This is a genomic window from Rummeliibacillus sp. TYF-LIM-RU47 (assembly GCF_008638315.1).
GTDB classification, from domain to species: domain Bacteria; phylum Bacillota; class Bacilli; order Bacillales_A; family Planococcaceae; genus Rummeliibacillus; species Rummeliibacillus stabekisii.
Map to the genome: position 1 here is coordinate 1,025,940 of NZ_VVIR01000001.1, position 19,879 is coordinate 1,045,818.

21 protein-coding genes are annotated in these 19,879 nt (G+C 38.1%); 19 read left to right on the forward strand and 2 right to left on the reverse strand.

Annotated elements, in window-relative coordinates; all coding sequences use genetic code 11:
- Positions 1–4 precede the first annotated feature (4 nt).
- The 11 genes from hisC (at position 5) to F0527_RS05065 (ending at position 9,728) form a co-directional block, all read left to right on the forward strand.
- On the forward strand, positions 5–1,105 hold the full coding sequence (gene hisC, locus F0527_RS05015; RefSeq protein WP_150283988.1) for a histidinol-phosphate transaminase: 1,101 nt from the start codon (positions 5–7) through the stop codon (positions 1,103–1,105).
- Positions 1,102–2,199 carry a prephenate dehydrogenase gene (locus tag F0527_RS05020; RefSeq protein WP_150283989.1) on the forward strand — a complete coding sequence of 366 codons (1,098 nt, stop codon included), beginning with the start codon at positions 1,102–1,104 and terminating at the stop codon, positions 2,197–2,199. The genes hisC and F0527_RS05020 overlap by 4 nt, the downstream gene beginning before the upstream one ends.
- Positions 2,200–2,218: 19 nt before the next feature.
- A complete protein-coding gene (gene aroA / locus F0527_RS05025) occupies positions 2,219–3,514 on the forward strand; it encodes a 3-phosphoshikimate 1-carboxyvinyltransferase (protein ID WP_150283990.1) in 1,296 nt (431 codons plus the stop codon).
- Positions 3,515–3,644: 130 nt separating this feature from the next.
- A complete protein-coding gene (locus F0527_RS05030) occupies positions 3,645–4,898 on the forward strand; it encodes a tetratricopeptide repeat protein (RefSeq protein WP_150283991.1) in 1,254 nt (417 codons plus the stop codon).
- A gap of 17 nt (positions 4,899–4,915) precedes the next feature.
- Entirely contained in the window at positions 4,916–5,467 is a 552-nt protein-coding gene (locus F0527_RS05035) for a ReoY family proteolytic degradation factor (protein ID WP_066786083.1), read from the forward strand.
- A gap of 47 nt (positions 5,468–5,514) precedes the next feature.
- A complete protein-coding gene (locus tag F0527_RS05040) occupies positions 5,515–5,964 on the forward strand; it encodes a DUF2487 family protein (protein ID WP_150283992.1) in 450 nt (149 codons plus the stop codon).
- A gap of 265 nt (positions 5,965–6,229) precedes the next feature.
- Positions 6,230–6,733, forward strand: coding sequence for a QcrA and Rieske domain-containing protein (locus F0527_RS05045; RefSeq protein ID WP_066786089.1), 504 nt, complete (start codon positions 6,230–6,232; stop codon positions 6,731–6,733).
- 21 nt (positions 6,734–6,754) lie between these two features.
- Positions 6,755–7,429, forward strand: a complete 675-nt coding sequence (gene qcrB, locus F0527_RS05050; protein ID WP_066786091.1) for a menaquinol-cytochrome c reductase cytochrome b subunit — start codon at positions 6,755–6,757, stop codon at positions 7,427–7,429.
- Positions 7,430–7,470: 41 nt separating this feature from the next.
- The gene (locus F0527_RS05055) at positions 7,471–8,238 is read left to right on the forward strand and encodes a menaquinol-cytochrome c reductase cytochrome b/c subunit (RefSeq protein WP_066786093.1); all 768 of its coding nucleotides are present in this window, start codon (positions 7,471–7,473) and stop codon (positions 8,236–8,238) included.
- A 150-nt stretch (positions 8,239–8,388) separates the two neighbouring features.
- The gene (gene lhaT, locus F0527_RS05060) at positions 8,389–8,997 is read left to right on the forward strand and encodes a lipoprotein heptaprenylglyceryl N-acetyltransferase LhaT (RefSeq protein ID WP_150283993.1); all 609 of its coding nucleotides are present in this window, start codon (positions 8,389–8,391) and stop codon (positions 8,995–8,997) included.
- A 47-nt stretch (positions 8,998–9,044) separates the two neighbouring features.
- On the forward strand, positions 9,045–9,728 hold the full coding sequence (locus tag F0527_RS05065) for a zinc metallopeptidase (protein WP_084247006.1): 684 nt from the start codon (positions 9,045–9,047) through the stop codon (positions 9,726–9,728).
- 73 nt (positions 9,729–9,801) lie between these two features.
- On the opposite strand, the gene F0527_RS05070 is transcribed toward F0527_RS05065, so the two are convergent.
- On the reverse strand, positions 9,802–10,668 hold the full coding sequence (locus F0527_RS05070) for a YitT family protein (protein ID WP_066786098.1): 867 nt from the start codon (positions 10,666–10,668) through the stop codon (positions 9,802–9,804).
- 215 nt (positions 10,669–10,883) lie between these two features.
- Here F0527_RS05070 and dapB point away from each other — a divergent pair, with 215 nt between their 5' ends.
- The 8 genes from dapB to panD all read left to right on the forward strand — a co-directional run bounded on the left by dapB (position 10,884) and on the right by panD (position 17,690).
- Positions 10,884–11,681: a 4-hydroxy-tetrahydrodipicolinate reductase gene (gene dapB / locus F0527_RS05075; protein WP_150284912.1), complete on the forward strand. Its 798-nt coding sequence runs from the start codon at positions 10,884–10,886 to the stop codon at positions 11,679–11,681.
- Between the two features lie 14 nt (positions 11,682–11,695).
- Positions 11,696–12,100 carry a methylglyoxal synthase gene (mgsA, locus tag F0527_RS05080; protein WP_066786101.1) on the forward strand — a complete coding sequence of 135 codons (405 nt, stop codon included), beginning with the start codon at positions 11,696–11,698 and terminating at the stop codon, positions 12,098–12,100.
- A gap of 15 nt (positions 12,101–12,115) precedes the next feature.
- Positions 12,116–13,252 (forward strand): N-acetyl-alpha-D-glucosaminyl L-malate synthase BshA, encoded by a 1,137-nt coding sequence (bshA, locus tag F0527_RS05085; protein WP_150283994.1) that lies wholly within the window; start codon positions 12,116–12,118, stop codon positions 13,250–13,252.
- Positions 13,245–14,432, forward strand: coding sequence for a CCA tRNA nucleotidyltransferase (locus F0527_RS05090; RefSeq protein ID WP_150283995.1), 1,188 nt, complete (start codon positions 13,245–13,247; stop codon positions 14,430–14,432). The genes bshA and F0527_RS05090 overlap by 8 nt, the downstream gene beginning before the upstream one ends.
- Positions 14,416–15,399, forward strand: coding sequence for a biotin--[acetyl-CoA-carboxylase] ligase (locus tag F0527_RS05095; protein ID WP_150283996.1), 984 nt, complete (start codon positions 14,416–14,418; stop codon positions 15,397–15,399). The genes F0527_RS05090 and F0527_RS05095 overlap by 17 nt, the downstream gene beginning before the upstream one ends.
- A 213-nt stretch (positions 15,400–15,612) precedes the next feature.
- A complete protein-coding gene (gene panB / locus F0527_RS05100) occupies positions 15,613–16,452 on the forward strand; it encodes a 3-methyl-2-oxobutanoate hydroxymethyltransferase (protein ID WP_150283997.1) in 840 nt (279 codons plus the stop codon).
- Positions 16,449–17,300 carry a pantoate--beta-alanine ligase gene (gene panC / locus F0527_RS05105; protein ID WP_150283998.1) on the forward strand — a complete coding sequence of 284 codons (852 nt, stop codon included), beginning with the start codon at positions 16,449–16,451 and terminating at the stop codon, positions 17,298–17,300. Before panB ends, panC begins: the two co-directional genes overlap by 4 nt.
- Before the next feature lie 3 nt (positions 17,301–17,303).
- Positions 17,304–17,690 (forward strand): aspartate 1-decarboxylase, encoded by a 387-nt coding sequence (panD, locus tag F0527_RS05110; RefSeq protein WP_150283999.1) that lies wholly within the window; start codon positions 17,304–17,306, stop codon positions 17,688–17,690.
- A gap of 161 nt (positions 17,691–17,851) precedes the next feature.
- Here the strand turns inward: panD and F0527_RS05115 are convergent, their stop codons facing one another.
- A complete protein-coding gene (locus tag F0527_RS05115; protein ID WP_150284000.1) occupies positions 17,852–19,684 on the reverse strand; it encodes an N-acetylmuramoyl-L-alanine amidase family protein in 1,833 nt (610 codons plus the stop codon).
- Positions 19,685–19,879 lie beyond the last annotated feature (195 nt).

Genomic DNA, 19,879 nt, shown 5'->3' on the forward strand with positions numbered 1-19,879 from the left:
TGCAATGAAATGGAAGAAAGAAATTGAGGGGCTAAAAGCATATCAGCCAGGAAAGTCGATTGAAGCAGTTCAAAAAGAATTCGGACTAAGCACTATTCATAAGCTTGCTTCAAATGAAAATCCATATGGCTGTTCGCCCAAGGTGGAAGAATTCTTAGCAAAAGAAGCATTCAACTTTGCTTTATATCCAGATGGAGCAGCAACTGATATGCGGTCAACCGTCTCAGAGCATTTAGGTGTTAGTGGTCGAAAGCTTATTTTTGGCAATGGGTCTGATGAATTAATTAGCATTATATCAAGATCGCTTCTTCGTCCAGGGGTTAATACAGTAATGGCAAAGCCCACTTTTTCACAATACGCATTAAATGCAAGAATTGAAGGAGCAGAAGTACGCGAGGTTCCTTTGAAAGACGGTACTCATGACTTAGTAGGGATGCTTGAACAGATTGATCATGAGACAACAGTCGTATGGCTATGTAGTCCAAACAATCCAACAGGAGTTGTGATTGATGACAGTGCCCTTACAGCATTTCTTGACAAGGTTCCTCAGGACGTATTAGTGGTCCTAGACGAAGCTTATTTTGAATATATAACAAACCCTACATATAGAAATACGCTTTCGTATATAGATGAGTATCCTAATCTACTTATCCTACGTACGTTTTCTAAAGCTTATGGATTAGCCTCTTTCCGAGTTGGCTATGGAATGGCTTCAGAACCGATTATTGCTAAATTGGAACCTGTTAGAGGACCATTTAACACTACCGTATTAAGTCAAGCCGTAGTAAGTGTAGCAGTTGAGGATCCATCCTTCATAGATATGTGCAGAAGTGAAAATGAAAAGGGTAAACAGCTAATAGAGAAATTCTGTACGGCGCATAATCTTCATTTTTATCCTTCAGATACTAACTTTATTTTAATGGAAGTGAAGACTGACAGTGATATAGTCTTCCAAAAACTAATGGAAAAAGGATATATTGTAAGAAGCGGCAATGTACTTGGCGTACCAGGGTATGTACGGGTGACGATTGGAACGCGAGAACAGAATGAGGGCTTCTTGAGACAGTTATCAGATGTTCTTAAAGACCAAGGCGTTGCTATATGAAGAAAACTATTCTCATTGTCGGTTTAGGATTAATCGGCGGTTCCGTTGCGGTTTCATTACGGAAGTCACCTAATCTACATGTGATTGGCTATGATATAAACGAAAAGAATACTGATGCCGCCTTAGAATTAAATATTATACAAGAAGGAACATTGGATCCTAAAAGTTCATCAGAAAGAGCTGACATAATACTATTTGCAACACCTGTAAATGCTACGTTATACTGGCTAGACCAAATAAAGGACTGGCCATTAAAGAAAGATGTAATTATTACGGATACAGGTAGCACCAAAACATTAATTATGGAAAAAGCGTGTGAACTAAGGAAATTAGGAATAACTTTTATTGGCGGGCATCCGATGGCGGGCTCGCATAAAAGTGGCATATCAGCTGCAAAGCCATATTTATTTGAAAACGCCTATTATTTGCTGACTCCTCTAGAAAGTGAAGAGGAAGCAACAATACAAAGGTTAAAAGAAATACTTTCTTATACAAAGGCCAAGCTCTTAACTGTATCAGCAACATCTCACGATCAAATGACAGCTGTAGTGAGCCATTTCCCTCATATTGTGGCAGCTTCATTAGTGAATCAATTAAAAGAAGAAAGCACGCAAAACCAAACTACAAAAATGTTAGCGGCTGGAGGATTCAGAGACCTCACAAGGATTGCCTCTTCAAACCCGAAGTTATGGCGTGATATCACAATTCAAAATCGAATTCAGATACTTGCTCAATTGACTAGTTGGCAAAAGGAAATGGCTAAAGTAAAAGAGGTTCTTGAAACGGGAAACGCGGATGAAATTGAAATATTTTTTTCCGATGCAAAAGAATATAGAGATCAGCTTCCGAGTACAAAAGGGGCTTTATTTTCTACATATGATTTATCAATTGATGTCCCTGATTACCCAGGTAGCATTGCAGAAATTACTGCTTATTTTGCAGAAGAACAGATTAGCATTACAAATATTCGTATTATAGAAACACGAGAAGACGTATATGGTATCCTTGTGGTTAGTTTTCAAAACGAAGAAGATCGCGAAAAAGCAGCAAGTTGTATTAAGCGCCGTACCCAATACGATGTTTATATAAGATAAAGAGGCAGGTGTTTTGATTATGAATCAAATGAATTTAGACTATCATAAACCAAGCTTGCATGGAGAATTGAGTATACCGGGGGATAAATCGGTCTCACATCGAGCGATTATGTTCGGTAGTATGGCGAAAGGACGCACGACAGTTAGCGGATTTTTGCTAGGTAATGATTGTTTGAGCACTATCGATTGTTTTCGAAAACTCGGTGTTAAGATAGAAGTAGAAGGCACGAATGTTGTGATTGAAAGCAAGGGGATGGCCGATTGGGAAGAACCGAAAGACATACTTGATACAGGCAACTCAGGGACGACAACCCGTTTGATGTTAGGGATATTAGCTGGTTCCAAATTACACACTGTCTTGAATGGCGATTCTTCCATTGGGAAGAGGCCAATGAGACGAGTGATAGATCCTTTACGCCTGATGGGAGCGCAAATTAATGGCAGAGAGAATGGACAGTATACTCCGCTAGCAATCAAGGGTAATCCATTGCAAGCAATTGAATATACAATGCCAGTCGCTAGCGCTCAAGTGAAATCTGCTATTTTGCTTGCAGCAATGCATGCACGCGGAACAACTACCATTTATGAGAAGGGTTTAACCCGTGATCACACAGAGAGAATGCTAAGACAGTTTGGCGCAGAAATTATAGCTGAAAATGGAACAATTTCATATAAAGGCGGCCAAGACCTCAGCCCAGCTCATGTTGAAGTGCCTGGTGACATCTCTTCAGCCGCCTTCTTTTTAGTAGCAGGCGCACTTGCAAAAAACAGCGAAGTTATACTTCATAATGTTGGGCTAAACCCGACTCGGGCAGGCATTCTCACTGTGCTGCAAGAAATGGGGGCAGATATCGAGGTTTCCAACGTAGATGAGCATGCTTATGAGCCTAGAGGAACAATTACAATTAGCACATCTACTTTAAATGGCATAACGATTAGCGGGGACTTAATTCCATTATTAATCGATGAAATTCCAATTATTGCTCTTTTAGCTACACAAGCAAAAGGAAAAACGATTATTCGGGATGCAGCAGAACTAAGAGTCAAAGAAACAGACAGAATTGCTGCTGTTGTTTCTGAATTAAAAAAACTTGGAGCAGATATAGAAGCTATAGAAGATGGAATGATTATCCAAGGAGGAAAACCACTCCATGGTGCATCGCTTCAAACATATGGGGACCATCGTATAGGCATGATGGGTGCAATCGCAGCTTTGATAACTGAAGGAGCTATTCAGTTAGATGATAGCGACTGCATTGCTGTGTCCTATCCGAACTTCTTTGAAGATTTAAAGACTATTTTACAATCACGATAATTAATACGAGGAATGTTTTTTTCTTGTACCAAAAGAGACACTCATGTAGCATTAGAATGAATCCTTATTTATTTGTAGAAACTAAGTTATATATCAGGATTTAAAAATTAATGTTAAAACAGGTGACAATATGGATATTGAAAAAAAAATGATAGATGCAATTCAGCAAGGGGATTTAAAAGAAATTCAAGATTTGCTTGGAGACGTATTATTAAAAGTTAATCCCGATATGCAATATGAGATTGCAGGCCTACTGATTAATTTCGGATTTTTAGATGAAGCAGATGAACTATTGGAACATTTACAATATGTTTTTCCAGATGAGGTTCAGCTTAAGATTGATAGGGCCACTCTTTTAATGGAGCGTGGCGAAGAAGATCAAGCACTTGAATACCTAATGTCTATCGGTAAAGAAGAACCAGAATATCCACAGGTCCTACTTGCATTAGCCGATTATTATCAAATGCAAGGCTTATATGAAGTCGCAGAGCAACGTATGAATGAAGCATTGGAAATATTGCCGGATGAGCCACTTCTCCAGTTTGCGAAAGCTGAGCTTTTAATGGAAATAGGGCGCTTCAGTGAAGCAGCTAGGCTTTATCATTCAATAAACAAAGATACAGAAGAAATTGCTGGTGTGAGATTGGTTGAACGATTAGCTGAAGTATATAGAGCTGGTGGCGCATTTGAAGAGGCATATGAATTTTATACGCAAGCACTAGAAAAACAAACTTCTCCAGATTTATTATTTGGCGCTGCGTATTCAGCTTTTCAATGTCAAATGTATGAAACTGCTATTCGCTATGCAGAAGATTTAAAAACACTGGATCCAGATTATTTTTCCGCATACTTATTGCTTGCTCAAAGCCATGCTATGTTAGAAGACAACAAAAAAGCTTTAGAAGTAATAAAAGAGGGAATAATGCGTGATGAATATGATAAAGAACTATATTTGTTCGCAGGCAAAATGTCATTGAAAAATAATTTACCAAATGAGGCCGAGCAATATTTGCGCCAAGCGATTGCATTAGATAGCGAGTATATGGAAGCTATCCTTACCCTTGTATCCATACTTTCCAATGAAGAAAGAGACGAAGAGGTAGTCGAATTAATTGAACAGCTTGAAAAAGATGATTTTGATTGGTCATCGCTGTCTGCGTTTGCCGCTCTCTCATATGATCGATTAGAAAACTTCAAACGTGCATACGAATTTTATAAGTTAGCATATACTGAACACAAGGAAGATCCACTGTTCCTCGAAAAATACGTTTATTTCCTAATTGAAGATGGTAAGCGTATGGAAGCACAGCAAGTCGCTCGGCAGTTGGTAGCATTACAGCCAGATGAACCGGCTTGGCAAGATCTTTTACAAACTTTTGAATGAGAGGAGACCCATGCAAAATGACGGCATCCGTTTCTGTCTTGGACAAAAAAGAATTTGTTCGTTGGTTTTTAAAAAAATACCAAATGAAACGACGTGAATGTGTATGGATTTTAAACTATCTGCTGGGCCATGATGAATTATTAGAACGCATTCATTTTGTAGAAGAAGCACATTACTGTCCAAGAGCAATGGTAATGTCTACAACTGATTCCTCAGGTATCCCATTCCGATTTTACCGTGAGAACATCATGACTGCAGACGCAGAAAAATCCTTTCACGATTTAAGGCTTCACCCAAACGAAGAAATGTACATTCAATTAAACTTCCCTAAGGTTCCGCCGAGTCGTGAATATTTAACAGTATTAGAGGAAAATCCTTTTATGCCAAATTATTTGCAAATCAGCGAGTCGGATCGGCAGCTGGCGGAGGAAATTTTGCAAGATAGTATGAAAACTTTTCAAGAGGAAGCTGTTCTAAAACAAATTGATGAAGCACTAGACCAGAACGACAAAGAGAAGTTTTATAAGTTATCTGCACTATTAAATATAATAAAAAATGAAGAAAAATAAAAACTTCATCCTTTTTGGATGAAGTTTTATCTTGAGGAGGAATTAGTATGTTTTGGACAAGCAAAGATATAGATGAATTTTTAAAGAATAAACAATTTATAGATACAGCAATCGTTCCATTAGTTTTGTTAGAAGGAACAGAAATAGGTATAAAACAGAGTGCATCTGGGGCAGAATTCTTAATGTCGTTAACAAATTTTTTGGAACAGCAATTTAAAGGAAGGGTTGTATTAACTTCACCTGTTACATATACCAAATCTTTAAACAGAAAAGAATTGATAGCGGCTATGCATGACGAGTTAATAGCGAGCGGTTTTACATATGTTTTCTTCATTACAAGTGATCATGAATGGACACAATTAGCGCCGGAGAAGGATGTTTTGTGGTTGCCGTCCGTACCTTTAAGCGATATGGATCAAAAAGTTAGACAACAAGTGCTTAGCGACCAATTACGACAAGTTATTCCAATGTTATCGGCTAAATGGTCAAATCAATAAAATTGTATACTAAATGCTAATAGCCTAAACTGCTGTTTTATAACAGGTTTATGAAGGACTGTCAGATTAAGAGCGATAGTATGCAGGAAGGTTATCAACAATTGGAACTTTCACTTTTTTCGATAAATGTTCACAAAACTGTCTAAAACAATTGAAAGCGTTATTGACCTAACATTTTACTTGATATATCATAGATATGTCCTAGTATTACTATTTTGTATAAGTTTGTCCATTGGACTGACCTGAAGTTAGAGGGGGGAAAAGGATGAGTAACAATCGTGTCACAAGACGTCAATTTTTGAACTATACACTAACAGGTGTTGGTGGTTTTATGGCAGCAGGTATGCTTATGCCAATGGCTCGCTTTGCAATTGACCCAGTTCTAGAAAAGAAAGCTGGCGGAGATTTTGTAATGACTGATAAAAAAGCATCAGAGCTATCAGAAACTCCTGTAAAAGTTGATTTTAAGTTCGAGCAAGTTGACGCTTGGTACAAATCTGATGTTACAGATACAGCGTGGGTTTATAAAGATGGCGATAAAATTATCGCACTTTCACCTGTATGTAAACACTTAGGTTGTACTGTCAACTGGAACGGCAGCCCAGAATTTAAAAACCAATTCTACTGCCCATGCCACGGAGGTCGTTACGAGAAAAACGGTAAAAATATTCCGGGTACACCGCCACTTGGTCCGTTAGACGAATTTGAAGTAAAAGTAAAAGACGGTCTAGTAATGATCGGAAAAACAAGAGCAAACACATTAGTATAATTGTAAGGGGGTACGACGTCAGTGCTTAATAAAATCTATGATTGGGTCGATGAACGCCTAGATATTACACCGATTTGGCGTGATATTGCCGACCATGAAGTTCCAGAGCACGTAAACCCTGCACATCATTTCTCTGCATTCGTATATTGTTTCGGGGGGTTAACGTTCTTCGTTACTGTTATTCAAATCTTATCAGGTATGTTCTTAACAATGTACTATGTACCGGATATTGAAAATGCTTGGAAATCAGTTTACTATCTCCAAAATGAGGTAGCATTCGGTGAAATCGTGCGTGGTATGCACCACTGGGGCGCTTCTCTCGTAATTGTTATGATGTTCCTTCATACATTACGGGTATTCTTCACAGGTTCATATAAAAAACCTCGTGAATTGAACTGGATTGTTGGGGTTCTAATCTTCTGTGTAATGTTAGGCCTTGGCTTTACAGGTTACCTGCTTCCTTGGGATATGAAAGCATTATTTGCTACTAAAGTAGGTATTCAAATTGCTGCATCAGTACCGTTTATTGGTGAACTTATAAAAATCTTATTAGCTGGTGATGCAACAATCATCGGTGCTCAAACACTAACTAGATTCTTTGCGATTCATGTATTCTTCTTGCCAGCAGGCTTGCTTGCATTGCTCGCGGCTCACTTTATCATGATTCGTAGACAAGGGATATCTGGCCCATTGTAAGATTTACAATGCCATTAATATTTCCTTAAGGAGGGGACAAAATGCATAAAGGAAAAGGGATGAAATTCGTAGGGGATTCGCGTGTTCAAGAAAAGAACAATAAAAGCGTTTACCCACCCGATTATTCCGAATATCCTGGCAAAACAGAACCGTTCTGGCCTGACTTCTTATTAAAAGAGTGGATGGTTGGTGCTGTATTCTTAGTTGGATATTTAATCTTGACTGTTGCCCATCCGTCGCCACTAGAAGGACAAGCGGATCCAACAAACACAGGTTATATTCCAATGCCAGACTGGTATTTCTTATTCTTATACCAATTACTTAAATATGAATATGCTTCAGGCCCTTATAATACAATTGGTGCAATTGTAGTGCCTGCTATCGCAATTGGTGCTTTAATGTTAGCTCCATTCTTAGATAGAGGTCCTGAACGCAAACCGCTTAAACGCCCACTTCCAGTAGCATTTATGCTATTAGCGCTAGCTTCTATGGTTTACCTAACTTGGGAATCTGTTGTAAACCATGACTGGGCTGCTGCTAAGAAGCAAGGTCAAATTGTGAAAGAAGTTGAAATTGACCAAGAAGACCCTGGCTATAAAGTATATGCAAAACAATCTTGTATTAACTGCCATGGTGATAAACTTCAAGGTGGAGCAGGTCCAAACCTGACAAATACTGGCTTATCTCCTGATGAGATTGCAAAAATCGCTCATGAAGGTAAAGGCGGTATGCCACCTGGACAATATAAAGGTTCAGATGAAGATTTACAGAAATTAGCTAAATTCATTTCTGAATTAAAAGCTGAATAATATGGAGAGAAGAGTCAGGAAACTGGCTCTTTTTTTCTACAGTAAATGAGAGATTCTGTTATGACAACAATTAAGGGAAAGCAGAAAGTAATACATATACAGTAATATTACATACAAAATAAAGAAGAAGAAAATAACCAGGAGGACAACATGAAGTTTAGTTTTATTATATGGCAGTATTTAACACACAAAGCCTTCTTATGGATATTATTGGTTGTGAACATTTTGGGAACAATTGGCGGATATATTTGGTATGGTAGTCAATTGGCTGATACAAAGCCGATATTTAGAATTTTTGTGCCTGATAGCCCTACTGCTACTTTGTTTTTCTCTATAGCCATTATATTCTGGTTATTCGGGAAACACTTTCGTTTAATAGAGGCTTTGGCATTGATCACATTGGTAAAATACGGACTTTGGGCTGTAGTAATGAACCTGTTGGCATTACAACAATTAGGATCAATCGGCTACGATGGCTGGATGCTTGTGATTTCTCATTTTGCAATGGCAGTACAAGGTGTTCTGTATATCCCGAAATTTAAGTTTCGTTTAATCCATGTGGCTCTTGCGGGAGCTTGGACATTGCATGATGTCATCATTGACTATGTGTTTGGCCAAATGCCTATTTATAGTATGCTATCTGATTATATTGCACAGATTGGCTACTTTACTTTTTGGTTATCCATTTTATGTATCGCGCTTGCATATTGGTCCATGAAAAAAAGGTTTTTATTTGATAGTAAAATCGACAACCATTAAAATAGTATTAAGTAAGTATTAGGAGGATGGTTTAGTTGTCAATAGCGATGTATATCGTTTATTTTCTTGTACTAATGTTACTGCCGCTTTATGCGCAGAGAAAAGTAATGAAAACATACCGGCGTTATTCTGAAGTACGCTCTACTTCTGGCATGACAGGTGCAGAAGTAGCAAGAACTATATTGGATAACAACGGATTGAGCAATGTTCGTGTAGTAAGAACAGAAGGAGTCCTATCAGACCACTATGATCCTACGAGCAAAACAGTAGCTCTTTCAGCAGATAACTATGATTATGCATCAGTCGCAGGTACGGCTGTAGCTGCTCATGAATGCGGCCATGCAATTCAACATAAAGAAGCATATGCTTTCTTGACGCTACGTTCTAAATTAGTTCCTGCAGCTAATATTTCATCCAATGTTTCATGGATTTTCATTATGATTGGTATGTTTAGTACCGCGATGCATCAATTAATGTTAGTTGGCATCGTATTATTAGCAGTTGGTGTGCTTTTCCAAATTGTAACGTTGCCAGTAGAATTTGATGCTTCAAGACGAGCAATGCATCAAGTAGTGGACTTAGGGATTATAAGAAATGAAGAAGAACCTCATGCGCGCAAGGTTTTAAGTGCTGCAGCATTGACATACGTAGCAGCAGCAGCTACAGCTGTTATGGAGTTATTACGTTTGTTGCTCATTTATACAGGCATGGGCAATAATAATGATGATTAATTCGAAGATCGAGTAAAAAGCGAAGGGCCATTTTAACGGCCCTTCGCTTTTATTAATATGCATGTAATTTGTGTTATTCAAGCGGATTTTTTTGATTATCGAGCGTAAAACCTTCACCACTTACATCATGAACCTCAGAAACAGATACAAATGCATGCGGATCTACTGATAGCACAATACTTTTTAGCCTAAACATTTCATTTCTTGCCACTACACAATAGAGAACTTCTCGGTCTTCTTTTGTATAATAGCCATAACCTTTTAGGAAAGTAACACCACGATCCATTTGTTTAGTAATTTTTGCTGCAATTTCATCACTATTTTTAGAAATAATGAATGCACCTTTCGCAGCATAAGCACCTTCTTGTACAAAATCGATTACTTGTGCGGTGATAAACACACAGACTAGCGTATACATAACGGACCGTGCATCCAGGTATGTTAACCAAGATAAAATAATGACGATAGCATCAAACATAAACATAGTTTTACCCATCGGCCATCCGAAAAACTTATTTGCAAGCCTTGCAATAATATCAACTCCACCAGTTGTACCCCCGACACGGAAAATGATGCCGAGACCAGCGCCTAGGAATACGCCAGCAAATAGCGCCACTAAAAACATATCATCGTGCAAGTCGATAGGGAATTGATAAATTTGGAAAACTTTTAAAAATACTGATACCGAAACAGTTCCGATAATTGTATAAACAAAAGTTTTTTTGCCTAGGATTCTCCATCCTATGACAAACATGGGGATATTTAAAACTAAATTGAGTATTGCTGGATCCCATCCTAATACATTATAAAGAATTAACGTTATACCATTAAAACCGCCCTCACCTAAATGGTTTTGTATATTAAAGTGGACAAAACCGAAACTGAATAATGCTGCGCCTAAAATAATAAATAATGTATTTTTAACTTTAATTTTTGGCATAAGCTTCACCTCATCTTTTTGTTATAGAATATAATAGCTTTAAATGTACAAAAATAATTGTCCTTTATCGTAATTAAGCCAAATAGATGTTACATTATTAGTAGAAATACCTAAAAATCAACACAAGAATATATTATCATGTATTTCCAAGGTTTTTTCAACTAGAAGCCTACAATAGATAAAATATATGGTAGAAATGAGAAAGGACGATGAAAATGGTAATCCGAGTTGCAATTGCAGGCCCACGAGGCAAAATGGGTCAAAATGCAGTACATACTGTAATGAGAGATGATAAGATGGAATTAGTAGCTGTGTTTGATTATAAAAATATTGCTCCCAATTTAGCACAGTATCAGGAATTTGACGCCACTTATAGTGTTCCTGTCTTTTCATCAATACAAACATTATTTGAAACGGTACAAGCAGATGTTTTCGTTGATTTGACTGTACCAGAAGCAGGATTTATACATACCAAGGCAGCACTTTTTGCTGGTGTGCGGCCTGTTGTTGGCACAACTGGGTTTACGGAGAGCCAATTACAAGAATTAAGGTATTTATCAGAAAGCGCAGGCATTGGTTGCATTATTGCTCCAAACTTTTCTATTGGGGCAGTTTTAATGATGAAGTTTGCTCAAATGGCTGCGTCCTATTTTCCTGATACAGAAATTATTGAAATGCACCATGATGGTAAATTGGATGCGCCATCAGGGACAGCCCTAAAAACCGCGCAGATGATTAAAGAAAATCGCATGGCGCACCGCCAAGGAGCTGAGGCAGAGCGTGAAACATTAGAAGGAGCTCGCGGAGGCGATTTTGATGGCATGCGTATACATAGTGTGCGGCTGCCAGGATTAGTTGCCCATCAGCAAGTATTATTCGGTGGTACAGGGGAATTGTTAACCATAAGACATGATTCGTTTGACCGCAATTCCTTTATGACAGGCTTAACCTTATCAATTGAAAAAGTACTGGAATTGAACCAGTTTGTATATGGCCTTGAAAATATTCTATAAAAGGGGTGTATCAATTGAAAATAGCTTTAATTGCACATGATAAGAAAAAGGAAGATATCATACAATTTGCGACAGCTTATCGTCCTATATTGCAACAACATGAGTTGTTTGCAACAGGTACAACAGGTAAACGTATTATGGAAGCGACAGGGCTCAATATTACCCGATTTCGTTCAGGTCCTTTAGGTGGAGATCAACAAATAGGATCAATGGTCGCTAATAATGAGATGGATATGATAATATTCCTTCGCGATCCGCTTACTGCACAGCCGCATGAGCCTGATGTTTCTGCCTTAATGAGGTTAAGTGATGTGTATCAGGTCCCCTTAGCGACCAACATGGGGACAGCAGAAGTATTAATTAAAGGACTTCAAGAAGGATTTATGGATTGGCGTTTAATACAACATCAAGAAGATTAGAAAGGTTGTGGTCGGATGAAAAAATTAAAAATCGGAATCACATGTTATCCGACTGTTGGAGGTTCTGGTGTTATGGCAACAGAACTCGGAAAAATGCTAGCTGAAAGAGGCCATGAAATACATTTCATTACTTCAAGCATGCCATTTAGATTAAATAAAATGTATTCAAATATTTTTTACCATGAAGTACAAGTCAGCAATTATCCTGTATTTCAATATCCTCCATATGAAATTGCTTTAGCAAGCAAAATGGCAGATGTTATTCAGAGTGAGGGACTTGACGTGCTTCATGTTCACTATGCTATTCCACATGCAGTATGTGCGGCTTTAGCAAGGGATATGGCCGGAGAAGATGTAGGAATCGTCACAACATTGCATGGTACAGACGTTACCGTGTTGGGTTATGACACTGCATTAACAAGTGCTATTAAATACGGCATAGAAAAATCTGATATTGTCACTGCAGTATCCAATTCATTAAAGCAGCAGACATATGAATTAATTGATACTTCTAAACCGATTGAGACCATCTATAATTTTGTAGATGAACGAGAATATAAACCACAAGACTGCACAGTTCTCAAAGAAGAGTATGGGATTCAGGAAGATGAGAAAGTGTTGATTCATGTTTCAAATTTCCGGAAAGTCAAGCATGTGCCGGACGTTATTCAAACATTTTTAAAAGTAAGAGAAAAAATGCCTGCAAAATTGTTATTGGTAGGCGATGGACCAGAGAAGAGCAAGATTATGCATAATATCAAAAAAGGGCCATTTGCTGAAGATATCCTCTTTTTAGGAAAGCAAGAAAACCTATCAGAGCTTTATGCTATAAGTGATTTAAAATTACTTATGTCTGAGAAAGAAGCATTTGGGCTTGTTCTGTTGGAAGCGATGGCTTGTGGCGTGCCAGGCATAGGAACGAATATTGGTGGTATACCAGAAGTCATTTCACATGGCGAAAATGGATATATAGTTGATTTAGCAGATGTAGAAAAAGCTGCAGAATATGCAGTTCAATTGTTGCAAGATGAAGAAAAACACCGTCAATTCAAAGAAAATGCGATTGCAACGGCCCAGCAAAATTTCCATTCTACTCATATTGTGGAACAATATGAAGCGCTTTATGAAAAGGTGGCAAAGAAAAATGTATGAGCAGAAATCCTGGAAAGCAGCCTTTAATGTAATGGAAACATTAATTAACCATGGCTATGAAGCTGTCATTGTAGGTGGTGCTGTAAGGGATTTACTGCGAGGGCATTTGGTACATGATGTAGATGTTGCAACAAATGCACACCCTGAAGAAGTGAAGGCACTTTTTTCTAATACAGCAGATGTTGGGATTGCGCATGGTACCGTGCTGGTCATTCATAAGCTCAGCCCTATTGAAGTAACGACTTACCGTACTGAAGGGCAGTATCAGGATCACAGACGGCCAGATGAAGTGAAGTTTGTCTCATCCCTCTCTGAAGATTTGAAAAGACGCGATTTTACCATTAATGCGATGGCTTTAACCATCCATGAAGAAATCATTGATTTATATGGTGGCAAGGAAGATATGGAACGACATATCATCCGAGCAGTGGGCGAACCAACAAAGCGCTTTAAGGAAGATGCTTTAAGAATGCTCCGCGCCATAAGGTTTAGTGCACAATTAGGGTTCCAGATTGAAATCAATACGTTGGAGGCTATTAAAAAGCAGGCGGAAGACATCTGCTTTATTGCTAAGGAACGCATAAAACAAGAGTTCGATAAAATCTTTATAAGCCGCTATCCGAAAAATGCATTTCTCCATATTTTAAATAGCAGTCTGTCACAATTTCTGCCAGGGGATTATAGCCATTATGAGGCATGGGAATGTTTTAAACCTAACGGAAAATCTGTAAAGGGGTGGGCATTTTTAACTCTCTTACAACCTAATCACGATGCTTCAATATTGTCGCAATTAAAATGTTCGAATAGTGAAAAGAAATATGTTAAAGCAGTAGTTGAAGCATTTCAATTGCTAAATGATGATGGGTGGACTAAAAGGGATTACTTTGACTATGATGTAGATATTTTAGAAACGGCATATGAGTTTGCTTGCCAATTAAACAAGAATGTAAAGGCTCCTGCATCTCAGTATGACATAGTCCAGATCAAAAGTAGCTTAGCGATTCAGTCCCAACAAGAATTGGCAGTGAGTGGACAAGACCTAATAAAGTGGAGCGGTCAAAAAGGTGGGCCTTGGCTAAAAGAAATGCTGGATAGGATTTTAAATGAAATTCTTGAAAATCGGCTGTCTAACAGTACTGAACAGATAAAGGAATGGTTTTTGCGTGAACACACCCATTAAATATGAAATTGTAAAGCGTTTATTCGCTGCAAAAGATAAGCCCATTTCCGGCCAGCAATTGGCAGATGAGCTCCAAATTTCACGTACAGCGGTATGGAAGTATATGAAACAGTTAGAAGAAGAGGGCTATGAGTTTGAAGCAACACGTAAAAAAGGCTATCTATTGCAGAAAAGCCCGGATACTCTTGACCCATCAAAAATAAAAGCATTTTTGGAAACAGAGCGCTTTGGCAGAGAAATTATTTATGAAGAATCGCTAACATCTACGCAAACAATTGCTCATCAGTTAGCACAAGAGGGAGCCCTTGATGGGACATTAGTAATTTGTGAAGAACAGACTGAAGGTAGAGGCAGGCTCATGCGTGAGTGGAAGTCTCAAAAAGGGAAAGGAATCTGGATGAGCATTATTATGCGGCCAGATGTGGCACCTTATCAAGCACCACAATTTACATTGGTGGCTGCAGTCGCTCTTACATATGCTATTTTTGATGTAACAGGCGTTAGCCCTGCCATAAAATGGCCGAATGATTTGCTGATCAATGGCATGAAATGTACAGGGATATTGACTGAAATGCAAGCAGATCCCGATAGAGTTAATGCGATTATTATGGGAATCGGCATAAATGTTAATCACCAGCAAGAAGATTTTGGTGAAGAGATTGCGTCGATTGCTACGTCTTTACGTATATCACTTGGTAAAGAAATTGATCGGGCGGCGCTTGTAGCAAAAATTCTTTATTATATGGAAGCGTTCAGCAAGCAATATGTAGCTGAAGGTTTTGAGAAAATAAAAACATTGTGGGAAAAGAATTCTTGTACAATCGGCAACCGAATTAAAGCAACCACTCTCCGTGAAACATTTATAGGCAAGGCTGTCGGTATAACAAAAGATGGCGTCCTGCAATTGCTGTTAGATGATGGAACTATAAAAGAAATTATCTCAGCTGACATTGAATTAGAAAAATAAATATTGGCAATTGTTATAGAACTTGTTATAGTGAGTCTAGGGCAGTATCCAACTCGGAACTGTACCTCCGAAACGACAGTATTACAATAATTGATCTGCCTTGATCGCCTAGACAGGGACGGAAGAAAACGATTGCTTTACGAAAATTCTGCCCTTCTATCCTTTAAGATAGAAGGGTTTTGTTTTCTTCCTCTTCAAAAAGGAGGAAAAATAATGAAATCGACAACGGATTTTATCAAAATGAAAGAAATGAACGAGAAAATCACAATGATCACGGCCTATGATTATCCCTCAGCACAGCTTGTGGAAAGTAGCAGAGTCGATATGATTTTGGTTGGTGACTCGCTTGGGATGGTAGTCCTAGGCTACGATTCTACAGTCAATGTGACGATGGAAGATATGATCCATCATGGAAAAGCAACACGTAATGGAGCAAGAGATACATTTATCGTAGTTGATATGCCATTTGGCAGTTACCATGGCGATGAAACAGAAACCTTGAAAAATGCAGTACGCCTATTTCAGCAAACAGGTGCAAATGCCTTAAAGGTAGAAGGGGCAGGGATGTTACTCCCTTCTATAAAAAGAATGATTAATGCAGGTATACCAGTTGTGGGACACCTTGGATTGCAGCCGCAGTCTGCTGCTATTTTAGGTGGATTTAAAGTACAAGGCAAAAATGCTGAAGCAGCCAAAAAATTAATCCAAGATGCCAAAGCCTTAGAGGAGGCGGGAGCATTTGCTCTCGTTTTGGAATGTGTACCGCATCAATTAGCTGAAATTGTTACGCAAGAATTACGCATACCGACAATCGGAATTGGGGCTGGACGCGATGTCGATGGGCAAGTGCTTGTTTATCATGATGTATTAAGATATGGCAATCATCATTTGCCAAAGTTCGTAGAAACTTATGCAGATGTTGCTTTAGAAATAAGCAAGGGTATCACGTCATTTTGCAATGCTGTAAAAAACAATGAATTTCCGACTCCAAAACATCAATTTACTATGTCTGAAGAGACGATAGATGAATTGTATGGAGGCATAAAAAGATGAAAGTAATATCAACAGTTGCAGGATTGCAAGAAGAGCTAAAAGAGTTTCACTCTGCCCATAAAAGCGTCGCATTAGTTCCAACGATGGGGTATTTGCATGAGGGGCATATATCACTGATTGATGCAGCAAGAAGAGATAATGAAATAGTGGTGTTGAGTGATTTTGTAAACCCTACTCAATTCGGTCCCAATGAAGATTACGAAAACTATCCTAGGGATCTGGATAGGGATCGAGAAATAGCAGAGAAGGCTGGAGTAGATTATTTATTTGCTCCTTCAGTGGAAGAGATGTATGGAACAGATGGCGGAATTCAATTTGCTGCAGGGCCTGCTACATCTATATTATGCGGAGCGAGCAGACCGGGCCATTTTAATGGAGTATTGCAAATTGTAACGAAGTTGTTCCATATTGTGCAACCAACAAATGCATATTTTGGTCAGAAAGATGCACAACAGTTAGCGCTGATTGAAATGCTGGCAAGGGATTACTTTTTCCCTGTTACAATATGCAGTGTGCCGATTGTGCGAGAAGAAGACGGCCTAGCCAAAAGCTCTCGTAACGTTTTTTTAACAAGTGAGGAAAGAAAAGAAGCCCCTAACATTCAACAAGCGTTACTTTTGGCAAAGCAAGATTTCTTGCAACATTCAGATAAAAAACAAGCCATTGAAACAGCAAAAGAATACATCCATGCTAATACAAGCGGCCGGATTGATTATATAGAAGTCTGGAGCTATCCGGATTTGCAGGAAGTACAGGCGAATACGGAAAAATTAATCGTCGCTGCTGCTGTTTATTTTTCAGAAGTACGTTTAATTGATAATATTCTTTTTTCTACTGAGGAGATATAAAAAATGTTAAAAATGATGATGACATCTAAATTACACCGTGCAACAGTGACACAAGCTGATCTGAATTATGTCGGCAGCATCACAGTTGACGAAGATTTATTGGAAGCAGTCGGCATTTTGCCAAACGAAAAAGTACAAATTGTAAATAACAATAACGGGGCTCGTTTTGAAACGTATACTATTGCTGGAGAGCGTGGTTCAGGAGTTATATGCTTAAACGGTGCTGCTGCTAGGCTTGTGCAACCGGGAGATATAGTCATTATTATCGCTTATAGCTATATGACAGCAGAAGAAGCTTTGAATCATAAACCAGCAGTTGCCATTTTAAATGAGCACAATCAGATTAAACAAATGCTTCAGCATGAACCAGAAGCTACGGTTATCGTTTAATATATAAAGAGGATCGGATAAAACAAAATTCGTCCCTTTCAAAACAAAATAATCATAATTTATAGTATAAATTTGAATTCAAAGATAAATAAAAACCGAACAAGTGTGATAATAATCGCACTATAGTTCGGTTTTTTATATGCTATTCCATTTTCGTTTTATCACTTGTTACGACCAAAGTAGATTAAAAGCCCATTTACAACACCTTCTGCAACGGTTTCACGGAAATCATCTGTGTTCACAAGCTTGACGTCATCCTTATTGGAAACAAAACCAAGCTCTAAGAGAATAGATACAACCGAGTTCACGCGTGTTACTTGAAGACTTTTATCTTTAAGCGCGCTATTGTTTGCTTTCCGAATATTATAATTCGGATATTCATCTTTTATGGCTTTCGTAATTTCATCGTTAATTATTTTTGCAAAGTTATAGCTAGAAACCTTAGCAGATGATGTATAGTAGCTTTCATAACCACTTGCTGCTGCAGGACCAGAATTATGATGAACACTGATAAAGGCATTGGCTCCAACCTTTGCAGCATAGAACGAACGTTGATCCAGTGTCAAAAATTCATTATCACTATTACGTGTCATAGAAACTGTACCACCGACTGATTGGATTGCGTCTCTGACAGCTTGTGCTGCATAAAGATTCAATGTTTTTTCATAGACTCCATTGCCGACAGCGCCGGAATCTTGTTTACCGTGGCCTGCATCTACTACAATTTTCAACCCTGTTAGCGAGCCTTTTAAAGGATTCGATACAGAAGTTGTTGGTTTTTTTGTTGTAATGGTACTAGAGCTAGTATTCGCTGAGATCCAGCCTTTTTGTTTTGAGTTATATTGAACTTGTACCCAATTGTTGCTTGAAATACGTAAGATTTTAAAGTAATTGCCTTTTGAAGCTTTTCCTAATGTAGGTGCTACTGTAGAAGGCAGTGAACGAATATTCAATGTATCAGCTTTCATTACGAAGTAAGAAGTCTTAGATGGTATGCTTGATGTATATGAAATGTTTTCTATCGAAGCAAAGCCATAATATGTGCTCCCGTTAATCCATCCTTCTACATCGTTATATTTTACATAAATCCACCCGTTACTAGCTTGCTTTAAGATTTGTACCTTAGTTTCGAAGGGGATAGTTTGTCCAAGTGACTTTGCGTTCACACTATAACTGTTACGCATCGTGAGTCCTGTTGGTTCTGTAATATAGTAGTAGGTTGTTTGTTCAGGCACAACAATTGTAACGGAATTTGTAATTGGTTCTTTCTTTTGCTGTTTGCCGTATTTTGAAAGTACCCATCCTTTTTTTCCTGTTTTATAAGTAACCTCAATCCACCCATTGCTGGCAATTCGTGAAATTAAAAGAGATTCATTCTTTTTTACATATGTGAGCAGCTTGGAATCGGCATAAGGTTCAGCGCGTACAGATAAAGAATTTGCTGTCACCGCGAAATAATAATTGGCTGCAGCTGCTGTCATAGAAGGTTTAGTAGAAACAGTTACATAAGCAGCGTTTACCCACCCAGTAATAGATCCTTTACTAATTTGTACCCAATCGCCTTTTTTAGCCTTATAGGTTGCACTTTCTCCCTTTTGCATTTTTCCAACTATTTTCGAAGAAGTAGTGTTGCTTTTGCGAATGTTTAGGTCATTTGTTTTGGATAAAACTACTTTTGTTGTGTTGCTAAGAGGCTGTAGTGTCTGCTTGACCACTTTTAAATAAGTAGCTGAAGCCCAACCTGTTTGATTTTTGTACTTTACTTTATACCATGAACCCTTTTTTGCTAACTTGGTGACAACAGTATTTTTTTTGATGCTAAAAAGGACACGTGATTTAGACGTAGTTGGTGCATTTCGTACATTTAAAGCATTCGCTGTCACCTTCAATTTCACTGTAGCAGCTTCTGCTTTTGGTACGACTGCAAATAATGAAAACACTAGCAATAAGCAAAGTGTGACAATGGTCGCTTTCTTTCGATTATTAGTATCCATGTTTTTCCTCCTTTTCTACATTGTAAGATGAAAAGTCATAAAAAACTACAACTTTTTTGATAGTTTAATAAAAAATTTTTCCTTTATTCCACATCTTTCGGGAAAACTTCATAAATACAGCTTTTAAATTTTGTTAAAATTTTGATGATAAAAAAATATAAAATATACAAGAAAACCTAGATCAAACAAAGATAG

Coding starts and splice junctions, on each gene's coding strand:
- hisC (WP_150283988.1), top strand. CDS start 5: ATGAAATGGAAGAAAGAAATTGAGGGGCTAAAAGCATATCAGCCAGGA.
- bshA (WP_150283994.1), top strand. CDS start 12,116: ATGAAAAAATTAAAAATCGGAATCACATGTTATCCGACTGTTGGAGGT.
- F0527_RS05065 (WP_084247006.1), top strand. CDS start 9,045: ATGTATATCGTTTATTTTCTTGTACTAATGTTACTGCCGCTTTATGCG.
- panC (WP_150283998.1), top strand. CDS start 16,449: ATGAAAGTAATATCAACAGTTGCAGGATTGCAAGAAGAGCTAAAAGAG.
- panB (WP_150283997.1), top strand. CDS start 15,613: ATGAAATCGACAACGGATTTTATCAAAATGAAAGAAATGAACGAGAAA.
- F0527_RS05055 (WP_066786093.1), top strand. CDS start 7,471: ATGCATAAAGGAAAAGGGATGAAATTCGTAGGGGATTCGCGTGTTCAA.
- aroA (WP_150283990.1), top strand. CDS start 2,219: ATGAATCAAATGAATTTAGACTATCATAAACCAAGCTTGCATGGAGAA.
- F0527_RS05035 (WP_066786083.1), top strand. CDS start 4,916: ATGACGGCATCCGTTTCTGTCTTGGACAAAAAAGAATTTGTTCGTTGG.
- lhaT (WP_150283993.1), top strand. CDS start 8,389: ATGAAGTTTAGTTTTATTATATGGCAGTATTTAACACACAAAGCCTTC.
- F0527_RS05040 (WP_150283992.1), top strand. CDS start 5,515: ATGTTTTGGACAAGCAAAGATATAGATGAATTTTTAAAGAATAAACAA.
- F0527_RS05090 (WP_150283995.1), top strand. CDS start 13,245: ATGTATGAGCAGAAATCCTGGAAAGCAGCCTTTAATGTAATGGAAACA.
- F0527_RS05045 (WP_066786089.1), top strand. CDS start 6,230: ATGAGTAACAATCGTGTCACAAGACGTCAATTTTTGAACTATACACTA.
- dapB (WP_150284912.1), top strand. CDS start 10,884: ATGGTAATCCGAGTTGCAATTGCAGGCCCACGAGGCAAAATGGGTCAA.
- F0527_RS05115 (WP_150284000.1), bottom strand. CDS start 19,684: ATGGATACTAATAATCGAAAGAAAGCGACCATTGTCACACTTTGCTTA.
- panD (WP_150283999.1), top strand. CDS start 17,304: ATGTTAAAAATGATGATGACATCTAAATTACACCGTGCAACAGTGACA.
- F0527_RS05030 (WP_150283991.1), top strand. CDS start 3,645: ATGGATATTGAAAAAAAAATGATAGATGCAATTCAGCAAGGGGATTTA.
- F0527_RS05070 (WP_066786098.1), bottom strand. CDS start 10,668: ATGCCAAAAATTAAAGTTAAAAATACATTATTTATTATTTTAGGCGCA.
- F0527_RS05020 (WP_150283989.1), top strand. CDS start 1,102: ATGAAGAAAACTATTCTCATTGTCGGTTTAGGATTAATCGGCGGTTCC.